Origin of the sequence: Flavobacterium ajazii (genome assembly GCF_010614725.1) — a bacterium.
GTDB classification, from domain to species: domain Bacteria; phylum Bacteroidota; class Bacteroidia; order Flavobacteriales; family Flavobacteriaceae; genus Flavobacterium; species Flavobacterium ajazii.
On record NZ_JAAEHL010000001.1, the window covers coordinates 535,536 to 554,884 of the forward strand.

General features: G+C 32.1%; 16 protein-coding genes. 1 reads left to right on the top strand and 15 read right to left on the bottom strand.

Annotation, left to right across the window (positions count from 1 at the left end):
* Positions 1-26 precede the first annotated feature (26 nt).
* The 10 genes from GWR14_RS02025 to GWR14_RS02070 all read right to left on the bottom strand — a co-directional run bounded on the left by GWR14_RS02025 (position 27) and on the right by GWR14_RS02070 (position 14,162).
* Positions 27-2,201, bottom strand: coding sequence for an alpha-N-acetylglucosaminidase (locus GWR14_RS02025; protein WP_163407279.1), 2,175 nt, complete (start codon positions 2,199-2,201; stop codon positions 27-29).
* A gap of 412 nt (positions 2,202-2,613) precedes the next feature.
* Positions 2,614-3,729: a DUF7005 family protein gene (locus GWR14_RS02030; RefSeq protein WP_163407280.1), complete on the bottom strand. Its 1,116-nt coding sequence runs from the start codon at positions 3,727-3,729 to the stop codon at positions 2,614-2,616.
* 2 nt (positions 3,730-3,731) lie between these two features.
* Entirely contained in the window at positions 3,732-6,644 is a 2,913-nt protein-coding gene (locus GWR14_RS02035; protein WP_163407281.1) for an NHLP bacteriocin export ABC transporter permease/ATPase subunit, read from the bottom strand.
* A 12-nt stretch (positions 6,645-6,656) separates the two neighbouring features.
* The gene (locus GWR14_RS02040; RefSeq protein WP_163407282.1) at positions 6,657-8,861 is read right to left on the bottom strand and encodes an NHLP family bacteriocin export ABC transporter peptidase/permease/ATPase subunit; all 2,205 of its coding nucleotides are present in this window, start codon (positions 8,859-8,861) and stop codon (positions 6,657-6,659) included.
* A 9-nt stretch (positions 8,862-8,870) separates the two neighbouring features.
* Positions 8,871-10,133, bottom strand: coding sequence for an NHLP bacteriocin system secretion protein (locus GWR14_RS02045; RefSeq protein ID WP_163407283.1), 1,263 nt, complete (start codon positions 10,131-10,133; stop codon positions 8,871-8,873).
* A 14-nt stretch (positions 10,134-10,147) separates the two neighbouring features.
* Complete coding sequence (locus GWR14_RS02050) at positions 10,148-11,719, bottom strand: TolC family protein (protein WP_163407284.1); 1,572 nt, start codon at positions 11,717-11,719, stop codon at positions 10,148-10,150.
* A 31-nt stretch (positions 11,720-11,750) separates the two neighbouring features.
* The gene (locus GWR14_RS02055) at positions 11,751-12,272 is read right to left on the bottom strand and encodes a cyclic nucleotide-binding domain-containing protein (RefSeq protein WP_163407285.1); all 522 of its coding nucleotides are present in this window, start codon (positions 12,270-12,272) and stop codon (positions 11,751-11,753) included.
* 84 nt (positions 12,273-12,356) lie between these two features.
* Positions 12,357-12,695, bottom strand: a complete 339-nt coding sequence (locus GWR14_RS02060; protein ID WP_163407286.1) for an NHLP leader peptide family RiPP precursor — start codon at positions 12,693-12,695, stop codon at positions 12,357-12,359.
* 52 nt (positions 12,696-12,747) lie between these two features.
* The gene (locus GWR14_RS02065; RefSeq protein ID WP_163407287.1) at positions 12,748-13,398 is read right to left on the bottom strand and encodes a helix-turn-helix domain-containing protein; all 651 of its coding nucleotides are present in this window, start codon (positions 13,396-13,398) and stop codon (positions 12,748-12,750) included.
* A 104-nt stretch (positions 13,399-13,502) separates the two neighbouring features.
* Complete coding sequence (locus GWR14_RS02070) at positions 13,503-14,162, bottom strand: hypothetical protein (protein WP_163407288.1); 660 nt, start codon at positions 14,160-14,162, stop codon at positions 13,503-13,505.
* A 337-nt stretch (positions 14,163-14,499) separates the two neighbouring features.
* Here GWR14_RS02070 and GWR14_RS02075 point away from each other — a divergent pair, with 337 nt between their 5' ends.
* Entirely contained in the window at positions 14,500-15,264 is a 765-nt protein-coding gene (locus GWR14_RS02075) for a response regulator transcription factor (protein WP_163407289.1), read from the top strand.
* A gap of 18 nt (positions 15,265-15,282) precedes the next feature.
* Here GWR14_RS02075 and GWR14_RS02080 read toward each other — a convergent pair whose 3' ends face one another.
* The 5 genes from GWR14_RS02080 to GWR14_RS02100 all read right to left on the bottom strand — a co-directional run bounded on the left by GWR14_RS02080 (position 15,283) and on the right by GWR14_RS02100 (position 19,330).
* The gene (locus GWR14_RS02080; protein WP_163407290.1) at positions 15,283-16,170 is read right to left on the bottom strand and encodes a hypothetical protein; all 888 of its coding nucleotides are present in this window, start codon (positions 16,168-16,170) and stop codon (positions 15,283-15,285) included.
* Positions 16,171-16,196: 26 nt separating this feature from the next.
* Entirely contained in the window at positions 16,197-18,074 is a 1,878-nt protein-coding gene (lanM, locus tag GWR14_RS02085; RefSeq protein WP_163407291.1) for a type 2 lanthipeptide synthetase LanM, read from the bottom strand.
* 185 nt (positions 18,075-18,259) lie between these two features.
* Complete coding sequence (locus GWR14_RS02090) at positions 18,260-18,583, bottom strand: NHLP leader peptide family RiPP precursor (RefSeq protein ID WP_163407292.1); 324 nt, start codon at positions 18,581-18,583, stop codon at positions 18,260-18,262.
* A 52-nt stretch (positions 18,584-18,635) separates the two neighbouring features.
* The gene (locus GWR14_RS02095) at positions 18,636-18,959 is read right to left on the bottom strand and encodes an NHLP leader peptide family RiPP precursor (RefSeq protein ID WP_163407293.1); all 324 of its coding nucleotides are present in this window, start codon (positions 18,957-18,959) and stop codon (positions 18,636-18,638) included.
* A 53-nt stretch (positions 18,960-19,012) separates the two neighbouring features.
* Complete coding sequence (locus GWR14_RS02100; protein WP_163407294.1) at positions 19,013-19,330, bottom strand: NHLP leader peptide family RiPP precursor; 318 nt, start codon at positions 19,328-19,330, stop codon at positions 19,013-19,015.
* Between the last annotated feature and the right edge of the window lie 19 nt (positions 19,331-19,349).

Genomic DNA, 19,349 nt, shown 5'->3' on the forward strand with positions numbered 1-19,349 from the left:
TTTTATTTTTTAGTTAGTATAATTTTCTAATGCATTTCTTTGCTTTCGCACCATTTTTCTTCCCATTGTTTTATTGATGCTCTTACTTTCGCTTCATCAAATGGCGTGTTGTTAATAGCTGACTCTCTTTGCGCCTGTAAAAACATTTTCCATCTTGGCCAGTAAAAATCTTTGTACATACCTTTCCAGGCTCTTGAGGCATAATCATTTAAATGTCCTTCTCCGCCCCATAATGTTATTAAAGCTTTGGCATTTTTTATATACAATCTGGATACTTCAGAAGTTGTTCCGTAATCTGATGCAGATTTCAGCCAGTAATTCAGATTATTCAAAGGCTGACCTGACATCATAGTATCAATATCCAAAGCCTGTTTTTCAATCTGTCTGAATAAATCGTCTCCTTTTTTAATGTCTTTTGATTCATAGGCGGCAACACATTCCATTAGCAAATCATCAATACATAGTGAATAATAGTGTCTGGAAACATCTATTACATCATAATTATAAAGATTCTTTTTATCGAAATTTTTAGCTTCTTTTTTCAAAAGAGCAATAGCCTGTTTTAGCTTTTCCTTGTCTCCCGGATTTCCTTTAAATTCGGTTACTTTTAATGTAGGTCTTTTAAAAAACAAATAAGCTCCTGCCCAGTCATTCCACCAGCGGGTTTCCCAGTATTTTGTACTATATACAGATTCTGTCAGTAATTGCCAGGCTTCAATAACGGTCTCTGAAGTTTTTCCGTATCGGGCATTCAAATGTTTCTTTAACCATTCATTGACAGGTTCTTTCCCTTGTGTCCATGGAAGATCATAAATATATTCGTAAACTATCGAATTGTTATTTAAACCTTCAGGCATTACACCATAACCTACGATATTTCCTTTGTTAGGGTTTTGTAATAAGCCGGTAAGTTCTTTTTTGTAAAAATTTAAATCTCCGTAAACCGGATTTGATCCTCCGTAATTATGAACATAACCATAAGACCATTGCTTGCTGTAAAAAGCTTCCTGATTTTCCCAAACCTTGTATCTATCATTTGCATAATCCTGAACAATCATTCGGTCGTTTGGTACTTTACTCAAAAAAGCTTTAGTAGCCTCTTTAGTCCAAAATTCTTTGTTATCTCCAAAAAGCCAGCCTTGCATTACCCAGGTCGCTCCGGGCGATGCTTCATTAATAGTTTCAAAAATAGTACTGCCATAATCTGACAACTCCTCGTATTTATGTTCTTCAGAAACCGGTGGTGTTATTTCGTTAAAAGAATCAGCCAGATAAAAATCAGACTGTCCGTATGTTTTTGTGTAGATTTCTATAAAGCGTTTTCCAATTTCTTTAAATAAAGGATCATTAGGATCTAACAGATAAGTGCTTTCAAACCCTCCTCCTGACCATGATTTTAATTCACTTATTTTTGAATTAGGATGCTGTTCTGCAAATGCTTTTGGCACATATCCGCTAAAAGCAGGCACAACGGGATGCATGCCTAAAGCTCTCATTTTTTGCAAAATTTTCTTCTGAACTTCTTTCTTTTTATTGATCCATTCCTGAGGTAAAGGCCCGTCAAGGCTGTTTATGTTGCCCATTCGCTGCCATGGTAAAAATGCAGGCCCTGCAAAATGTGCCTGTAATTGACTATCTGTAAGTCCATATCCTTTCCATAACTCCTGCCAAACAGCTTCCTGTCCTTCCAGAGCTGTTGGCAGATTGATTCCGTGAAGTGCCATCCAGTCAATTTCCTGTTCCCAGCGTTTCCAGTCCCACCATGGAGTTGTATACCCAAAAGTACAGGCATTCAGATATTTTCTATATTTAAAAGGAGTAGATTCCTTTTTTGAATATTCAGGCCATGTTTTAGGAAGATTGATTCTGTTGCCTTCCCAACTTACCGAAGCTGCTCCAATATCATTAAGAAAAGTATAAGCCGCATAACAAACAGCAGTATTAGATGTGCCGCTAATTTTTACTTTATTTCCTGTCGTTTCGACTTCAAAAGAATCTGAATTTTGATTTTCAATAATATGTAAATCAAACTCTTTTGCCCGGTTACCAATTAGCCTTTCAATTACGGTCCGGGCACTTTTTGTATTATCTTCATTTTGACAATACGCTTTTGAACCAAAAAGAAATAACATTACAAAAACCAGTATAACATCATTTATTAAGGAATAATCGTTTTTAATTTCCAAACACTCACTTTTCATACAAATACCTATTTATAGATTAACACAATTTTATTTTCTTAAAAACACTGACGTAAAAAAATAGGGAGATTAATCAATTAATCTCCCTTCAAATCAACTTAAAAACTAACACAAAATTTAAGCTCAATATTCTTTATGAAAAATACTGACATCAAACACTTAATCTTTCTAACAACTTTAATGATTAATTAATGATAAAATTACTGCTAAAGAATCTTTAAGAAATGGACGAATTGTTCAAAACTATGGACGTATTATCCATTGTTTAAAATTGAAAAATCACCCCTAAGGATGAAGAAGCCACTAGGGTGAATCAATAATTTTGTTTGGAAATGTTATTAAGATTATTAAACCCTTTGAGTAGTTATTTTAAAGAGTAGTTATTCTTAATATAAAATGCTGAAGAATTTTTTCAGCTATTGAAGTTTTCATAGTACTTTTCCAAAAGTGAAGCATTACCGTCTTGAGAAGCTAATTCCATGAGACCCGTTTCACACAAGGCATCCATTCTGCAAATCTGATCTTTATCTGAATTTAATTTCCCTAAGTTTTTGTCAAAGGCGTTAATCGTTTCAATAGCATTTTTGACAATCGTTGTTAGTTGCTTAAAATCATCTTCAGAAAGCTTACTCTCTTTTACATAATTTTCCAGCCTTGCTCCTTTTCTATACTTTGGGTATTTTTCAAGTCCCATGAAATTAAGCATCCACGTCTTATCATAATATCCTATAGTTTTAATGATCCCGATATAATCTGCAATTAACTCATCATGCAGGTTGTTTGAAGCAAGTCCATGTTTTTTTAATGTATATAAATGGGTAAATTCATGTTCTCTTCTAATTGAGACAGAGTGTGAAATCCATAAATCATAAGGCAGACCTAGTTGATTTGCAGGAACGTTACTATAAGGCTTTGTACTTAAAACAATTAATTGATCTTTATATAAAGAGGTATTTCGTATAACATTCGAAAATTCGGCATTCCAGTTCCCTAAAGGATTATTTCCCATCCAGTTTTCTTTTAAAACATTAAGTTTTTCCCAGTTATTGATACCATTTATTAATACAGCTCCCATTGAGAGCGGAATTTCAACCGGATTATTTTTGTGCAGTAAAGACTGGATTATTTTTATAAAATCTTCTTCATTAGAAATTGTCAAAAGGGGTACTTTGCCAGCAATAGAATCATTTATTTCAAATTTTATATTTTTTGGATCAATCAGTTCAAGCGAAGTTTTCAAATTTGAACAATCAATTTTACCTCTTAGTACAAAGTCTTTGTATATTTCTGATTTTTCTATTCCGGTTTCAATTGGAAAGTTTAATTGAGGATAACATCTTTTTAATGTATCAAAAGTGTTTTCTGAATTGTCCTTTTTAAAACAGTTCTCCCAAAATTCAACATCAAATTCTTTCGAAAAAGAATTCTTTTTAGATGAATCAAATTTATTGAAAAGATATTCTTTAAGATTTCCTGACACTTCCAAAGAAACTTTCTGATTAACTTTTATGGGAGTTGAATAATTCATTATCATGCAATTTGACGTTTAGCAAGCTGGGTAAACAAACCATCCAGCTGCATTAATTCGTCATAAGTACCCGATTCAGTGATTTCTCCTTTATCCAGAACAAAAATTCGGTCTGCATTTTTTATGGTACTCAATCTGTGCGCAATCACAATTCGGGTTGCCTGTAGTTTGTCTAAACTTTCTGCCACAATATTTTGTGTTCTGTTATCAAGTGCGCTTGTTGCTTCGTCCATATAAAGTAACCTTGGTTTATGTACAATCGCCCTTGCAATCATAAGTCTTTGTCTTTGTCCACCGGAAAATGTTCCAGCTCCTTCGCTTATAAAAGTATGCAGTTCCATTGGCATGGTTTTGATATCCTCTTCCATTCCGGCCATACGTGCAGCCTCCCAGGCATCATCCAAAGTTAACTCTGAATTTCCAACAATATTCTGATAAATACTTCCTGACATCAATGAACCGTTTTGCAAAACTACCCCAATTTGCCGTCTTACCAACTCTTTGTTCATGGAATCAAAAGTATTTCCATCATAAAAAATAGATCCCATTTCGGGATGTTCGAATCCCAGCAGCAGCCTCATGATGGTAGATTTTCCGGAACCCGAAGCACCAACAAAAGCCACCATTTCGCCTGGCTTAATTTTGAAGGTAATATTTTTTAAAATCAAAGGCTGATTTTCGTTATATCTAAATGAAACTGAATTCATTTCAATTTCACCTGCCAATTCCCCCGGGTCAACACTTTGTTCAACAGATTCTGTTTCTTCTTCTAAAATTGGTTTTACCCTTTCGTACAACGGAATAACATTGAGCGAAGTTATAAAAGCCATACTTAACCTTAAACTATCACTTAAAAACTTATTAAATGCTGTTATAAAAGCCATAAAAGCACCTACGGTTATCATACTGGTTGCTTTATCCGCATTCAAAACTGTGTAATAGATAAATGAAAAAAAGAAAATACTCGTAAAGAGCGGATACGAACTATTAAAAACTTCTACGAAATTCTGATAACTGCCGGAACTAAAACCTAAGGTTTTTAGTTTTGAAAATTTATCTGCCCAAAGAGCAAAAACCCTTTTTTCTCCTCCCGTTATTCTTATTTTACTGATTCCGGATAAAAATTCAAAAAGAAAACCCTGAATTTCCCCCTGATATTTAGAAACTTCCCTGTCATATTTTAATTTAAAACAGCCCATAACAATCATAAATACCACGGCAACTAAGGCCAATCCTACCCCAACCCAGGCTAAACCCGAGTCATAATAAAAAAGAAGTATCAAATTAACGAACGAAAAAGCCCCGCTCAATACAGCTGTCATCAGAGTAGTAGAAAGAATTTGCCTTATTGAATTAATACTCAGAACTCTGTTAGTAAGATCACCCGCTGTATATTTTTTATAAAAAGTTACCGGTAATCTTAGTATATAATCCATAACACCGGCCTGAAGGTTAATACTTGATTTTGATTCCACACGCATTTGCAAAACTCCCTGAACAAGCTGTAAACCAGCAGTAACCAGAGCTATTATGATCATAATACTTAATACCTCAAAATGAATTGACCTGTCTGCTGTCGGAATAACATCATCAAATATGATCCCTGACAATATAGGAACCAGTAAACCAATTAAACTGCCTGCAAAAGATGCTAAAATTAATAGTTTAGCATCCCTTTGAACTCCATTCATGGCAAAACCCAGTACTTTTTTCATGGAATCCATTTTTACATTAAATCCTGAAAAAAACATATAACCAATCGGTTCTAAAGATTCTGCTATCTGCTGATTAACCACAGATTCCGTTCCTGTTCCCAAATTTTTTATTAAATAAGAATCTGACGTTTTTTGCATTAACGCAACAGGTTCGTTATTAGATTTCAAAAAAGCGAGTAAATGGCCGTTTTCTTCTTTCCACCAGGTATCTCTTAAAATAATTTTGCGTACTCTTATTTTAGAGCTTTTTGCGATGGCATACAGTAAATTATTTGCACTGTTCTGAGTTGTTTCGATATGTTTGGGTTCTTCAAATTTAAATCCGCTATAATCTCCAATCAGTTGGCATGTCGAATAAAGTATGCTTTGCTTATTTGCATTTTTGAGCGTTATCTGCGGAACATTTTTTTTGCTGCCTGATACTATTGATTTTATCTTCTCTAACGTATTTTTTAGTTCATCTTCCTCGTTGGCAATTTTATCAATAAAATGTATGTTTTCTAATAAGCTGTTGCTTTCTATGTCTTTACTAAGCTGATTATAAAAATAGGATTGCATTTTTTCTAAAGAAATTAAAAAATGGATTTCTTCTTCTATAACTTCTCTGGTACTTAAGACTTTTATCTCGGAATCATCTGACAAGGATTTTATCCATAATTTATTGGATACCGGTATTGGAAAACCCAGTTCATCAACAGCGGTACTGATCTTAATTTCATCTGAAAATACTGAAATATTTCCTTTAATTAAACTAATCCAATTTATTCCATTTGAAGGATATGCAATATTTTTTTCTCTTAAAAAAACATAACCATAATCGTTTAGTACAGTATAAACTCTTGGAGTTTTGTTGAAACTTAATTCTGTGGATGTTTTTAAAATCCATTTATTGATCATGTTTTTTAAAAAGAAATGATCAACATTCAGGAGTTCTCTTTTCGGAATTGATAACAGTTTCGCTTCATTCGAAAAAACAATCAGCCTGATGTTATTGTTACATTCCTTAGGCAATAAACTAAACAATAATTCTCCTTGTTTTGCAGAATAAAGATATTTTAAGGCACATAAATATTCTCCCCGTTCATCAATTTTGGTATAAAATACATTTACCTCGCCCGAAATAATCATCCAAAAATGGTCTGTACTATCAAGAATTAATGGTTTTTCAACACCGATATGTATTTTCTCTTTCGCTGACATATTCTTTTAGATTTATTTAGTTTCTATCAAATGAGAATAAGTACCATTCAATTTTAATAGTTCCTCATGAGATCCCCGTTCTACTATCTTACCGTATTCCATAACAATAATTTCATCACAGTCCATTATAGTACTTAATCTGTGAGCTACAATGAGGCAGGTGCATCCTCTTTTTTTGATATTATCCATCACCGTTTTTTCAGTTGTAGGATCTAAGGCACTGGTTGCTTCATCCATTACCAAAATAGTCGGATTTCCAGCTAACGCTCTTGCTATTTCAATACGCTGGCGCTGTCCTCCACTAAAATTGGTTCCGCCTTCCATTACGGCACTGTCGTATCCATCATTTCTGGCAGCAATCACATCATGAATAACAGCATCGCGGGCAGAATTGATAATATGTTTCTCAGGAATCATTGTATCCCAAAAAGAGATGTTTTGCCTAATTGTACCGTTAAAAACAATTACATCCTGATCTACTACTGCCAACGAACTAGTTATAATGTGTCTTGGAATATCTTTTCTGTTTTTTCCATCCAGCAAAATTTCTCCTTTCCACGGATCATAAAGTCCCGAAGCAATTTTTGCTACTGTCGATTTCCCACTTCCGGAACCGCCTACCAGCGCAACCCTGCTTCCGGGTCTTAGTTTTAAATTGAAATTTTCAATTAATGCCGGCATTGTTGTGTTGTACCCAAATGTGACATCTTTCATTTCAAAATAGCCTATCAGTTTGTTTTTAGGTAATTCATTATTTGCATCTGAACGGGCTTTATTTTGCTCCTTTTCCCTAATAAACTGATTATCGATTTCATAATTTAGTACATCGTCAATCCGGCCCATATCGCTTTCGGTTTCATGAAGCATGGTTCCTACACTTACGAGCTGATTAACAGGATTAATGAAATTGGACATTAAATACGTAAAAGCAACTAAGGCTCCCAAAGTCATTTCTCCGTTCATAATCTGAATAGCTCCAATCCCCAGGATCAAAGAATTTGTCAATGAGGTAATGAGGTTAGGCATAATATTTAGCCTTATAGTCAGCCATCCTAATTCCTGCTGCGCGTTCATCACTTTGGCAAGATATCCTATCCAGTTCGTAAAAAAATCATTTTCTCTTCCTGAGGCTTTTAGGGTTTCAATCATACTAATTCCCGAAGTTGTGGTTCCCAATAACTTTCCTGTTTCATTGCTTAATCTGCGGCTTCCATCCTTTCGTGCAGTCGAAACATATCTGAGAATTAATATATTTAACCCTGCCATGAAAACTCCAATTAAGGTCAGGATAACATCATATGAAAACATTAAGGCTGCATAAAACAGTACCGCGATAACATTTAGTGCTGCATTTGCTAAATCTCCACTTAATAATTTAGCAACTTTATCATTCAGTGAAACCCTGTTACCCACTTCACCGCTGTATCGCTGAGTAAAGAAAGCTATTGGAAGATGAAAAACATGCCATAGAAATTTACTGGAAGTCACTAATGCGAGTTTAGTTTCTAATTTGAGTAAAAAGTATTGCTGAAGATAAACCAGGACTGAATTGATAATCAATATTCCTCCCATTATCAACAATAATGGCATTACAAATCCTGAAAAACTGTTTATCAGATATTTATCTATAAACACTTTTAGAAATGACGGAATTACTAAACCGGGAATTACTAAAAACAAACTTGCTAAAATGATATAAGAAATACTTAATTTAGAATTAGCTACTCTTGAAAGCAATGAAGCTATTAAACCTCTTTTTTCGTTGCCTTTTTCAAAAGCTTCATTCGTTTCAAAAGTTAAGACAACTCCTGTATACGAATCATCAAATTCCTGGTGGCTTACATGGTATCTTCCCTGAGCAGGATCACTTAAATATACTCTCTTTTTAGTAAAACCTTCTAAAACCAGAAAATGGTTAAAATTCCAAAAAATAATGGCAGGTGTTTTAATCTGCATCAGTTTTTCGATAGACTTTGCATAGCCTTTGCCTTCCAATCCGAATTCTTTTGCCGCTTTTAAAATATTGGTTGCTTTTAAACCGTCTCTCGAAACCCCGCAGGCAATTCTTAATTTTTCAAGAGGAACAAACTTACCAAAATGACCTAAAATAATACTTAGAGCCGCTGCACCGCATTCGACACTTTCCATCTGTAAAACAGTTGGAACCTTAACGGGTCTGGCTTGTTTTTCGATAACAAAGTTTGCGCTAATTTCCATCTGTATTCATTAATATAAGTCAAAAAATTTCTTGAATGCCGGAACCACAATCGTTACAGGAGGTTCTTCTTTGATAGTAACTTTTCCCATACATGAAGTACCTTCTTTAATAAAAACATCAGGTCCTTTTGCCGAAGTCCATTTAAAGCCACTGTAAGATTCAGGATCACTTTCAAAATCCACATGAACTTCAAATAATGTTCCTGAAGCCAAAAGACTTTTTGCAAGCTGATCATTTTTGACCGATATAAGCATCCCTTGCTGTGTCACAGGAAAATCAGAAACATACGTTACTTTTCCTTTTATAAATCCATATTCCTGTGGCTGAACGGTTGATGGAACAACTAAAGCTTCCATCCCTTTTTTAATTTTTTTACCGTCTTTTGAAGGAATGTAAAGCACACCTTTTAATTGGGACAATTTATTTTTAGTTTTATTTTTAACCTTAAATAAAGGAGTTCCTGCACCAACCACCACCCCGGCATCGGTTAAAACTTCTACCACTTCTCCATCGTACGGGCTTTTTATATTTCTTTGATTATCATATCGTTCTGTTAAAAATTGCAGATTTCTTTCAGCCTCAGCTATTCTTTGATTTTGCAGTGTAACTTTTTGCTGCAGATCAAATCCCAGATTATGCTGTTGATTAGAAGTTTCTACTTTTTGACCTTTCAGTCTCTGAATAGTATTTTTTGAATTTTCAATTTGCTGTTTGGTATTGGCTACTTCAGATTTTGTTATCAGTCCTTTACTTAAAAGACCATTCTCAGATTCCAGCTGAGTATTTAAAAATAATAGTTTCTTTTTTTCTGTTTCAATTTCCCCCTGAATACTTGTCTGTGTCTGTCTAATCATTTCTCCCTGTAACTGTGTACCCTGGCTTCCATAAGTTGATAATTTTCCCATTTCAAACTTCCTGTCAGAGACAACGGCTTTAGCATCTTCTATTTGCTGAAAAAGCTCAGGCTGCTTGATGGCTGCAATAATATCTCCTTTTTTTACCTTATCACCTATCGCAACTTTTAATTCTACCAATTGCCCTTCTGAAGTAGCAACAACTTCATGAACCTCTCCGCCCAATACTACTCCAATTACATCCAGTTTTGTTTTTACGGTACCCGCAAATGCCCAAATTACACCTGTAAACAATGCCAGTGCAACTGTAATTAGGGCAATCCATGCTTTTGGACCTGTAACTTTAATTAGCTGATCTAATTTTTCCGGAGTAGAAAGTTTTTCTAACGCCGATTTTCTGAAAAAACTTGCTGACATGATTTCCTGTTTTTTTATTGATTTTCTATTGTAGGAACAGTATAAAATGCGTTTTGAATAACATTAAAATCAAGTTTATCCTTAGATATAAGAGTTCCTGTTTCGTGTCTGATGCTTATAATTGCATTTGAAAACTGTTGTTCTGCATTGAGGTATTCGAGTTCTGAATAAGTATATCTTTCCTGAAACTGCATCAAATTGAAAAGAGTTGTCAAACCCATCTGAAACTTTGTTTGTTCATTATTAAAAGCTTCCTGATAGAATGCCATAGATTCTTTTGCTTTTTCCAGAATAAAAACACTATTAGTTAAATTATTAAATGCGATATTAACATTTAACTCAATGTTTCTCTGTGCATTATCACTTATAACTAACTGATCTTTTACAGCAATTTTACTGATTGAATAATTTCCTTTTGCAACATTATTATTTAATGGAAATAAAAACGTCAGTTTTGCTCCTCCCCCAACATCCTGCCCCTGATTGTTTACAAATGAGGATAAGGTTTTATCAACTCCATTTCCATTACTAGTACTTCCGTAATAAACAAATCCGGTCAAATCCAGTTGAGGTTTTAAATTATTTTCAGCCAATTGATATTGAAGTTCTACAGCTTCAGAAATCTTTTTTATAGCTTTTAAATCGCCTCTGTTCTCCTGAGCTGCTTTAATAAATTGATTTTTATTGATATTTTCCCTGTAACCGCTTTGTGAAACTTCCGGAAAATCATTTACAGGAACATCCAATTGCTGGCTTTCTTCATCAGATAATCCGATAGCTCTTCCCAGGGTTAACCTTGCATTGTATAGATTTTGTCTGGCCACAAAGGTTAGCCTTTCCTGATTAGTCAAATCTGCATTAATTTGAGCCAGATCTCCCTGAGGTTTTTTATCTGCCTTGATTAATTCTTTTGTCATTTCCAGCAGGTTTCGTACTCTGGTTTCATTTTGGATATAAACATCTAAACTTTTAAATGCCGTGTAATAACTCCAGTATGCAGTCCCTATTTGTAAAATTTCATATGAATTGGTAAACTCATAATCATATTTATTTTTATCAGTATAAAGATTTGAAATTCTCTCTCCTGTGGTTGCAATTCTTCTTCCTCGCCCCCTTAAAAGTGGCTGAGTCAGTGAAAAATTAGCGACTCCGGTATGGTTGCCATAAAAAGGTCCCACATATTCATTAAAGTTATTGAATGGAAAATTGCTGTCTTTATAAAGATATCTTAGGCTTACTTCTGCAATTTGTGATGTCCTGAATTTTTTTTGCAGGTTAGCCGAAAATTCAACTGAATTGGATTTTAAAGGACTATCAACATATTCGTTTCTGGGATCAGCATCGTATAAATTATAATTACTCCGCTGGTAAGAAAGTCCTGAATTTAAATTATAATCAAATGTACCTGACTGTACCTGTACACTGGCTTCTGCATTTTGTATTGTATAATAAGTGCTTATAATATTTGGATTTTTATTAAATGCTATACCCGAAATTTCGATCAAATCACATTTAATTTTAGATTGACCATATAGACTGTTAACGGTAACGATCAATCCCATAAAAAAGAAATAGTAAGCCCTCATACAAATGCTGATCTTTATGATTTATACTTTATTATGCCTGAGAAAATCTATTCAAAATTTGCCCGAAGCGAGAACCTGCCTGAGCGACGCCATCTAATATTTTTGTATCAATTAAATCTTCTTCTTCAGCCGTACCGTATCCTAACTGATCTGTGGTTTTTCTTAATCTGTTGGAAAGAAATAATGCCAGTGCATAATAAAAATTGGCTTTAAAATCTGGGTTAGTAGAAAGTCTTAATTCTACAGCCTGCCGGGAAATTTTATACACTGTTGATGCTTTTTTTGCAATTACAGAAACTGAAGGAGGTCTCGTTTCCAAAAAAGACATTTCTCCTACAACCTCTCCTGATCCTAGAGTTGCAATATCCTCTTTATCTCCATTTTCTGCACATACAGATAACTGACCAGATAATATTATAAACAAACTGTCAATAAAATTGCCTTTCTGAATTAGTTTTTCTCCAATTCCTAATTCTATTTTTTGACCATTTTGCATCATCCATTCTACATCTCTGCTATCTAACTGGCCTAAGAAAAAAAGTGCTCGTTTCATAATGTTTTTTTTAAGGTTATACTAATTTATTTGAATCCATACTGTTGATTAAGACAAAAAAACTGATATATCTGACACTAAAATTTATTTATGCATTCTCCTTAAAGAATCATATAAACTTTCATAATCAGTAATTACAGAACCTTTTGAGATGCCTCCGTTTACCGTATCCAGCTTTTCTTCATCTAATTCAACATCTTTAATATTTGGTCTTACAGGAATATTAATGTATATATACTCTGGATTAGACTGATCAACTACCATTATTTTTTTTCCTGTTGGGAGACTTCTTCCAAAAAACGTTTCCAATGTTTTTTCAGGATTTGCAATTAGTGATTCTTTAAAATCATTATTTTCCCAGGCTTCTGTGATAATTCTGAAAAAAACATCCTGTCCCTTTTTTTGTTCTTCTGTTAATATCATTTTTCTCTTATTTAAATTTTATTTATGCTGATAGTTTATGTCTTTTATATTTTCATCTCAAAGAATTTATTAACTCTTTAGGTGAAATATCATATTGACTTGAAAATAGTTTTGAAAAATAATGCACATCATTGTATCCTACAGAATAAGCAACTTGCGATATTGAATTTTGAATATAATTATCAATCAGATGCTTTGCTTTGTGCAATCGCAGGATGCGTATATACTTATTGGGTGTCAAATGAACCAAATTGGCTATTTTTCTATGCAATTGTCTTTCACTAACTGCCATTTTATATGATAGTTCATACAAGTTCATATCATTTTGATTGATTGAACTGTAAATTTCTTTTTCTAAATTTATAAGCCAGTCCTGATCTAATTTTGTGACTTTCTGTGGATTTATTTTATTCAGGCACAAACTCTGAACATTTTTATTGGATTCATATATTTCAAAAATATCAGGACGACCCTGGATTGTCAGGCTTACAGATTTTGATTTGATTTCTTTTAAAATTTCCTCAATCAGATCATTTATTTGTTTGCTGCTGGAAAATATAATTTCATTTTGAGTTTTATTATCCACAGTATCAGTACTTGCTGTAATAATTGTATCTAAAGGGCTTTTAATATTTTGAACAATCTGAATCAAAATATCCGGAGATGACCAATCTATCGTATTTTTTGTTATTTGGTTAATCATTTTACAGTTTAATTAATTGGTTAATCAATAATTCTAAATGATAGTTGAAGGTTCTTTAAGTGTAAATCTATTTTATAATTAAAAAAAAGATTTCTATTGAGATTTTAAGCCTGAAGTTTATATTCAGCATTTTCAAAGCTGGATATTTTATCAATATATTGAGATGTTACCAAATCCTTGTTATTAGAATAGAACTCTTTTAATCCGTCATAACTCATTGCTATTGGAATGGTTTCAGAGCCTAAATAATTGACTGAATTTCCTATAACATCTGTTTTTATTCCGAGCAGGTTCATGATTCTTAATAACTTGCTGTCACATTCTGCAAAAGCAACGCCACTTTTTTGTTCACATATAGGAGCGATTGCACATACCATTAATCTTCTGAACAAAGTTCTGTCCTTAATATTCTTTCTGGTTGCAAATCTTCCTATATGCCATACTGAGGATAAATTTTCGGGGTAATTCAAAACACTTAATGGATTTATATCAAAAATTTTCTGGATGGGAAGCCTAACTTTATAATCCCACTTAATCACCCGTATTGAGCCCTGAATATTTCCAGAAACATCTTTGGCCACAAAAATTTCAGAATCCTTAAAGTAATTTAATTCTTCATCGTACACTTCCTGAGTGTCGTTTACAAGTTCCGTTGTAGTTACATCTTCGCAATGATGACTAAAATTTTCTTCAACTACGAATTTGGCTAATTCTGTGAGCTGATTTAATTCTAATCTTTCCAGGTAATTTTGAGTTATAGTCATGATGCTTATTTCTTTTGGTTAGTAACAAATCTAATTTTCATATGGCGTTATATCACTACACTAAATAATAGTAGTTTACTGATTACCAACAAACTACCTTTTAGTGTAGTTGTTAATTTTAGACCATATAAAAAAATTATATTGTGAGAAAAAAGCTGTTTTGCAATACGAATGCAGTTTTACAGGATTAAAGGAAATCCTAGATCAATTTTAAACCTAAAAAACATTTACAAAATTTTCAAGACTGATAAAGTGTTATTATTCTTATTTACACAAGAATAATGTAATTTTTTTCATACATAATAAAAAAAAAGTAACTTTGATAAAAATTAGGTAAATGAAAGACCCAAATTTAAATTCGTTTTTTGATTCCAGAAATATAATTGAAGGATTAACAAACGAAGAGAAGGCACAAAAAAATGATTATTTAGAGCCTATAAAAGCATTTGCAAGAGCTACATATACAAGCATTTACGTTATAGATTATTTAGAACAAGGATTTGAGTTTGTTTCAGATAATCCACTATTTTTATGTGGAAATACGCCACAAGAAGTTCTGGAAATGGGATATGCTTTTTATTTTAAACATGTTCCTCCGGTAGACCTGGAGTTGTTATTGAAAGTCAATTCTGTTGGATTTGATTTTTATGAAAAAATACCACACGAAGAGAGGATTCTCTATACGATCTCTTATGATTTTCATTTAAAAAACCAAGAAGGGAAATTGATTTTGATCAACCAAAAACTTACTCCGGTTTTTTTAACCAATACCGGAAAAATATGGAAAGCTATTTGTGTTATTTCGTTATCGTCTGAACGTAAGGCGGGAAATATTAAAATTCATAAAAACGGCGAGAATAAAGTTCACAATTATAATCTGGCTAAAGATCATTGGGAAGAGTCTAAAAAAGTTTCTTTATCTAAAAGAGAAACAGAAATTTTGCAGCTTTCCAGCCGTGGTTTTACTATAAATGAAATTGCAGATGTTTTATTTATTTCGCCTGATACCGTAAAATTTCATCGACGAAAACTTTTTGAAAAATTAGAAGTCACTAATATTTCAGAAGCAATTGCATTTGTAACCGGCAATAAATTAATATAAAAACTTCGTAACTTTTATTTAACGAACTCTTTTAAAATTTAATTTTTTGTTTCCGTTAGTGACAATCGTTAAATACTTATCATTAATCTGATATTTTCCTTTAAGCAAAATTACCTTTGCAGCATTTTGATTTACAATCGAATTTCCTTCATCGTAATTCAATTTCTTGTTATGATCTTTTACTAAATTCTTAAAAAATATGGAATCTTTGGTAAAAGAGTACACTCCTTCATTTACTTTGATATTATTGCATTTTTGATTGATAGAGAAAGTAGTAAGAGCTTCAAAGTTTAATCGCTCAAATTCAGATGATGCATCTGTATTCTTCCATGTGCCATAAAACTGATTTTGCCCCATAAATTTATTTTTCAAATAACTTAATCCACAAAATAATCCTATAACAACTACTATAATATAAAACCATTTTATTTTTTTTAATCGATTAACCCAATTTGGTCTTTCCTGATTAGAAAACAATGGAGGTTCTATAAAAAAACATTTATAAAAAAGCGGAAATTCTGAAAAGAAAACAAAAAGCCCCATTATAGTCAATAAAACTGCCATGCCTTGCGCACCGCTAATGCTGTAGGCAAAATCAACCAAAAGAATATTGACCATAAAAGATAAAAACAACACAACACCTATTCTTGTTGTTTTTCTAAAAAATAACAGAAAGGCACTTACTATTTGCAATACCGCGATAAGTATGCCGTACCAATGAGAAAAGCTATAATAATACCAGGTTAATTCAAACCCGTTTAATGATCCTATAGGTTTATCATACGTGCTGGGCTGGGCTACAAATTGTGTTCCTAAAATTTTAGCAAAAGCATAAGATAAAATCATTGTTGCCATAAAATAGCGACAAAATGTATACAAAAAGTAATGTGTTTTATTCAACTTCATAAATTTGTTTTTTATTCAATTTCTGATTAAAGTTTAATAGAATCATCAATTAGTATCATTTGATTCTTAAAATCTTCAATGCTTGCGTTTCTTAATTTGTCATATATATTTTCGATAGCATTACGTTTGATTAAATTGACACTTTTTTTGTGGGGTACATTAATCTTATTGTCCAGGACATCGATATAAAATACAGGAATATCATCTTGCAACATTTGCTCTCGTTCAAAATCTAATAGAGAAGACCAATTATTTGATACCAGATATGCTTTGGCCAGAATCTCGAGTTTTATACCATACTTAATAGCATCAGACAGATACTCTGGCTTGTTTAGAAATTTTAAAATTTTAGAATAAACCTTAGTTTGCCTATTGATAAAACGAATTTTAAAATTATAGAAATTAATAATCGGAGAATTTTCAGATTGAAGGTATTTTTTATTTTCTAAAATTAAATGATACAACTTTTCAAATCCTGTTTTAAATTCTTCTTCATAATCGGCAAGATTTTCGATTGAATTATTAAAAAGAGGCTTATTTGATTTGTATAATTTTTTGTCTTCTATCTCAGATATTACAACCATCTTATCCTTATTATAATCTTTAATTTTCAGCATCTGAATTTTACCTTCTAATGAGGTCGAAGACCCAAAACCGTACATATAATAAGGTAATTCTAATTTTTTTATTGGTAAAAGCGAAGACTCTAAAACTGTTCCTGAAATAGTATCATCATAAGTTTCATCACTCTGTAAAGCTATTAAAGGATTAAGTATAGTTTCGTGGTCTATTAAAACAGGACTGTTTCCGGATGCTATAATGTTTTCAAAATGAAAATCTCTGGAATTCAAAAAATAAGCAATTCCTAATAAAATACCCGCTCTTTCATAATAAAGTTTAACATCGTCAATCGTTTTACACTGAGAATTTTCGACAAATTCTATCCAGCCATACGTTTCTTTATCAAGTATTTTAAACGTTTTCAGGTCTTGTTTTAAACTTATATTAATCCAGTTCAAAAATTGATTGTAAGCTTTTGTAATACCAATATTACTGGGTTTATAAACTATTTTATTTGCGTTTTTAAATTCAATAATTACTGTAGATTCACCATTATGCAAATCTCCAGAATTAAAGTATATTTTAAAAATCGAATCCAGTTTTTTATTAAATAAAACCTCCAGATCTCTTTTATCTGCTTCAAACCTTGTAAATATATTGGTTATAAAATGAATATATTTATCTGTTCTTGTCACCAGTTTTTTTGCCAATACCGGATATTTAAAAAATAAATATTGATATTTATTAGATAAATTTTCTGAGACAAATTTTTTATAATTGTAATCGTCGCCAGAATCTTTACTTAAATTCTCTTTTTTAAACTGATCGAATTCGTCAAATAAAATTAAATACGCAACATTTAATAAATCTTTATGTAAAGCTATTTTTACCTGATCGATAAGATCATGCATTAATACTACATTTGATTTAGTTAAATTTTGATTTAATTTTTTTAAAAAATAATCTATAAAGGGAATAAATAGATGATAGAATGCATCTGTAGCGTTTTTCAATTCTGCAATTGATTGTATGCATTTTGCATCTATTAAACTTAAAATTTCTTCTAAAGAAAGAATCCAGGCAGGAAAATTGATTTTTTGATCGTTTTCGTTTATGTTAGACAGCATTATAGAAATGTCTAAATGATCCAGATTATTTACTGTACAATATTTTTGAAAAGCCAGATCTGAATCCTCTGTAGATATTGTTTTTTTCCAATAATCCAGATAATCGAAACTTTCGTTTTTATTAAAATCATATTTATTTTTTTTACTAACTGCCAATATTTCAAAAGGAGTTAGAGATTTAAAATATAATTCTTTCAAAAATCTATAATGTACCATAGATTTTAAGATTAAAGGGTTATAAAATATCTTGTTAAAAAGAATTGCTAATCTATGTGAATAAACCACATAAATTAACAATGCTTTTTTGATTACCAATTGTTTAGCGTGGTATATTTAAGCAAATTTGATTTTTAATAACCTGAATTATAGCTTTCTATATAACACACAAAGGGAATTTTTTATTAGAAATCTGATGATGTATCAAGACATAATAAAGTCCATCCCAATTGAAATTTAAAACCTCCGGCAACAGCCTCTAATTCAGCCTCTGTTAACTCTACGCTGTCCGGGTTCGCAGGAACATTGATATAGAAAGTAGATGGATCTGTCTGATCAACAGCAACTATTTTTTTCCCTTTTAAATCTAATGGCTGACCAAATAATTTTTCGATGGCCTTCGCAGGATTGCTTACCAGTTCTTGTTTAAAAGCTTCATCTTCCCAGGCTCTGGTAATGATTTTTTTTAAGTTTGCTTCTGTATTCGATTGTGCTTGATTTACGTCCATGATGTTAAATTTTAAAAATTAATATTTTATTGATTTATTTTGATGATGCTGATTAGAAATCTGATGATGTATCAAGACAAAGTAATGTCCATCCCAATTGAAATTTAAAGCCTCCGGCAACAGCTTCTAATTCAGCTTCTGTTAGCTCTACATTGTCCGGGTTAGCAGGAACATTGATGTAGAAAGTAGATGGATCTGTCTGATCAACAGCAACTATTTTTTTTCCTTTTAAATCTAATGGCTGACCAAATAATTTTTCGATAGCCTTAGCAGGATTGCTTACTAGTTCTTGTTTAAAAGCTTCATCTTCCCAGGCTCTGGTAATGATTTTTTTTAAGTTTGCTTCTGTATTCGATTGTGCTTGATTTACGTCCATGATGTTAAATTTTATAATATTAATATTTTATTGGTTTATTTTGATGTTATTGATTAGAAACTTGATGATGTGTCAAGACAAAGTAATGTCCATCCCAATTCAAATTTAAAACCACCTGCAATAGCTTCTAATTCTGCCTCAGTTAACTCCATGCTTTCGTGATTTACAGGAATATTAATGTAGAAAGTAGATGGATCTGTTTGATCGACAGCTACTATTTTTTTTCCTTTTAAATCAATTGGCTGACCAAATAATTTTTCGATAGCCTGAACCGGATTACTTACTAATTCTTGTTTGAAAGACTCATCTTCCCAAGATTTGCTAATGATTTTTTTGAAGTTTGCTTCTGAATTTGCTTGATTTGTGTTCATAATTTTAAAATTTTAATGG

What these genes read in the sequence shown, in the direction of transcription:
- GWR14_RS02025 (WP_163407279.1), bottom strand. Translation starts at nt 2,201, where the DNA reads ATGAAAAGTGAGTGTTTGGAAATTAAAAACGATTATTCCTTAATAAAT.
- GWR14_RS02030 (WP_163407280.1), bottom strand. Translation starts at nt 3,729, where the DNA reads ATGAATTATTCAACTCCCATAAAAGTTAATCAGAAAGTTTCTTTGGAA.
- GWR14_RS02035 (WP_163407281.1), bottom strand. Translation starts at nt 6,644, where the DNA reads ATGTCAGCGAAAGAGAAAATACATATCGGTGTTGAAAAACCATTAATT.
- GWR14_RS02040 (WP_163407282.1), bottom strand. Translation starts at nt 8,861, where the DNA reads ATGGAAATTAGCGCAAACTTTGTTATCGAAAAACAAGCCAGACCCGTT.
- GWR14_RS02045 (WP_163407283.1), bottom strand. Translation starts at nt 10,133, where the DNA reads ATGTCAGCAAGTTTTTTCAGAAAATCGGCGTTAGAAAAACTTTCTACT.
- GWR14_RS02050 (WP_163407284.1), bottom strand. Translation starts at nt 11,719, where the DNA reads ATGAGGGCTTACTATTTCTTTTTTATGGGATTGATCGTTACCGTTAAC.
- GWR14_RS02055 (WP_163407285.1), bottom strand. Translation starts at nt 12,272, where the DNA reads ATGAAACGAGCACTTTTTTTCTTAGGCCAGTTAGATAGCAGAGATGTA.
- GWR14_RS02060 (WP_163407286.1), bottom strand. Translation starts at nt 12,695, where the DNA reads ATGATATTAACAGAAGAACAAAAAAAGGGACAGGATGTTTTTTTCAGA.
- GWR14_RS02065 (WP_163407287.1), bottom strand. Translation starts at nt 13,398, where the DNA reads ATGATTAACCAAATAACAAAAAATACGATAGATTGGTCATCTCCGGAT.
- GWR14_RS02070 (WP_163407288.1), bottom strand. Translation starts at nt 14,162, where the DNA reads ATGACTATAACTCAAAATTACCTGGAAAGATTAGAATTAAATCAGCTC.
- GWR14_RS02075 (WP_163407289.1), top strand. Translation starts at nt 14,500, where the DNA reads ATGAAAGACCCAAATTTAAATTCGTTTTTTGATTCCAGAAATATAATT.
- GWR14_RS02080 (WP_163407290.1), bottom strand. Translation starts at nt 16,170, where the DNA reads ATGAAGTTGAATAAAACACATTACTTTTTGTATACATTTTGTCGCTAT.
- lanM (WP_163407291.1), bottom strand. Translation starts at nt 18,074, where the DNA reads ATGGTACATTATAGATTTTTGAAAGAATTATATTTTAAATCTCTAACT.
- GWR14_RS02090 (WP_163407292.1), bottom strand. Translation starts at nt 18,583, where the DNA reads ATGGACGTAAATCAAGCACAATCGAATACAGAAGCAAACTTAAAAAAA.
- GWR14_RS02095 (WP_163407293.1), bottom strand. Translation starts at nt 18,959, where the DNA reads ATGGACGTAAATCAAGCACAATCGAATACAGAAGCAAACTTAAAAAAA.
- GWR14_RS02100 (WP_163407294.1), bottom strand. Translation starts at nt 19,330, where the DNA reads ATGAACACAAATCAAGCAAATTCAGAAGCAAACTTCAAAAAAATCATT.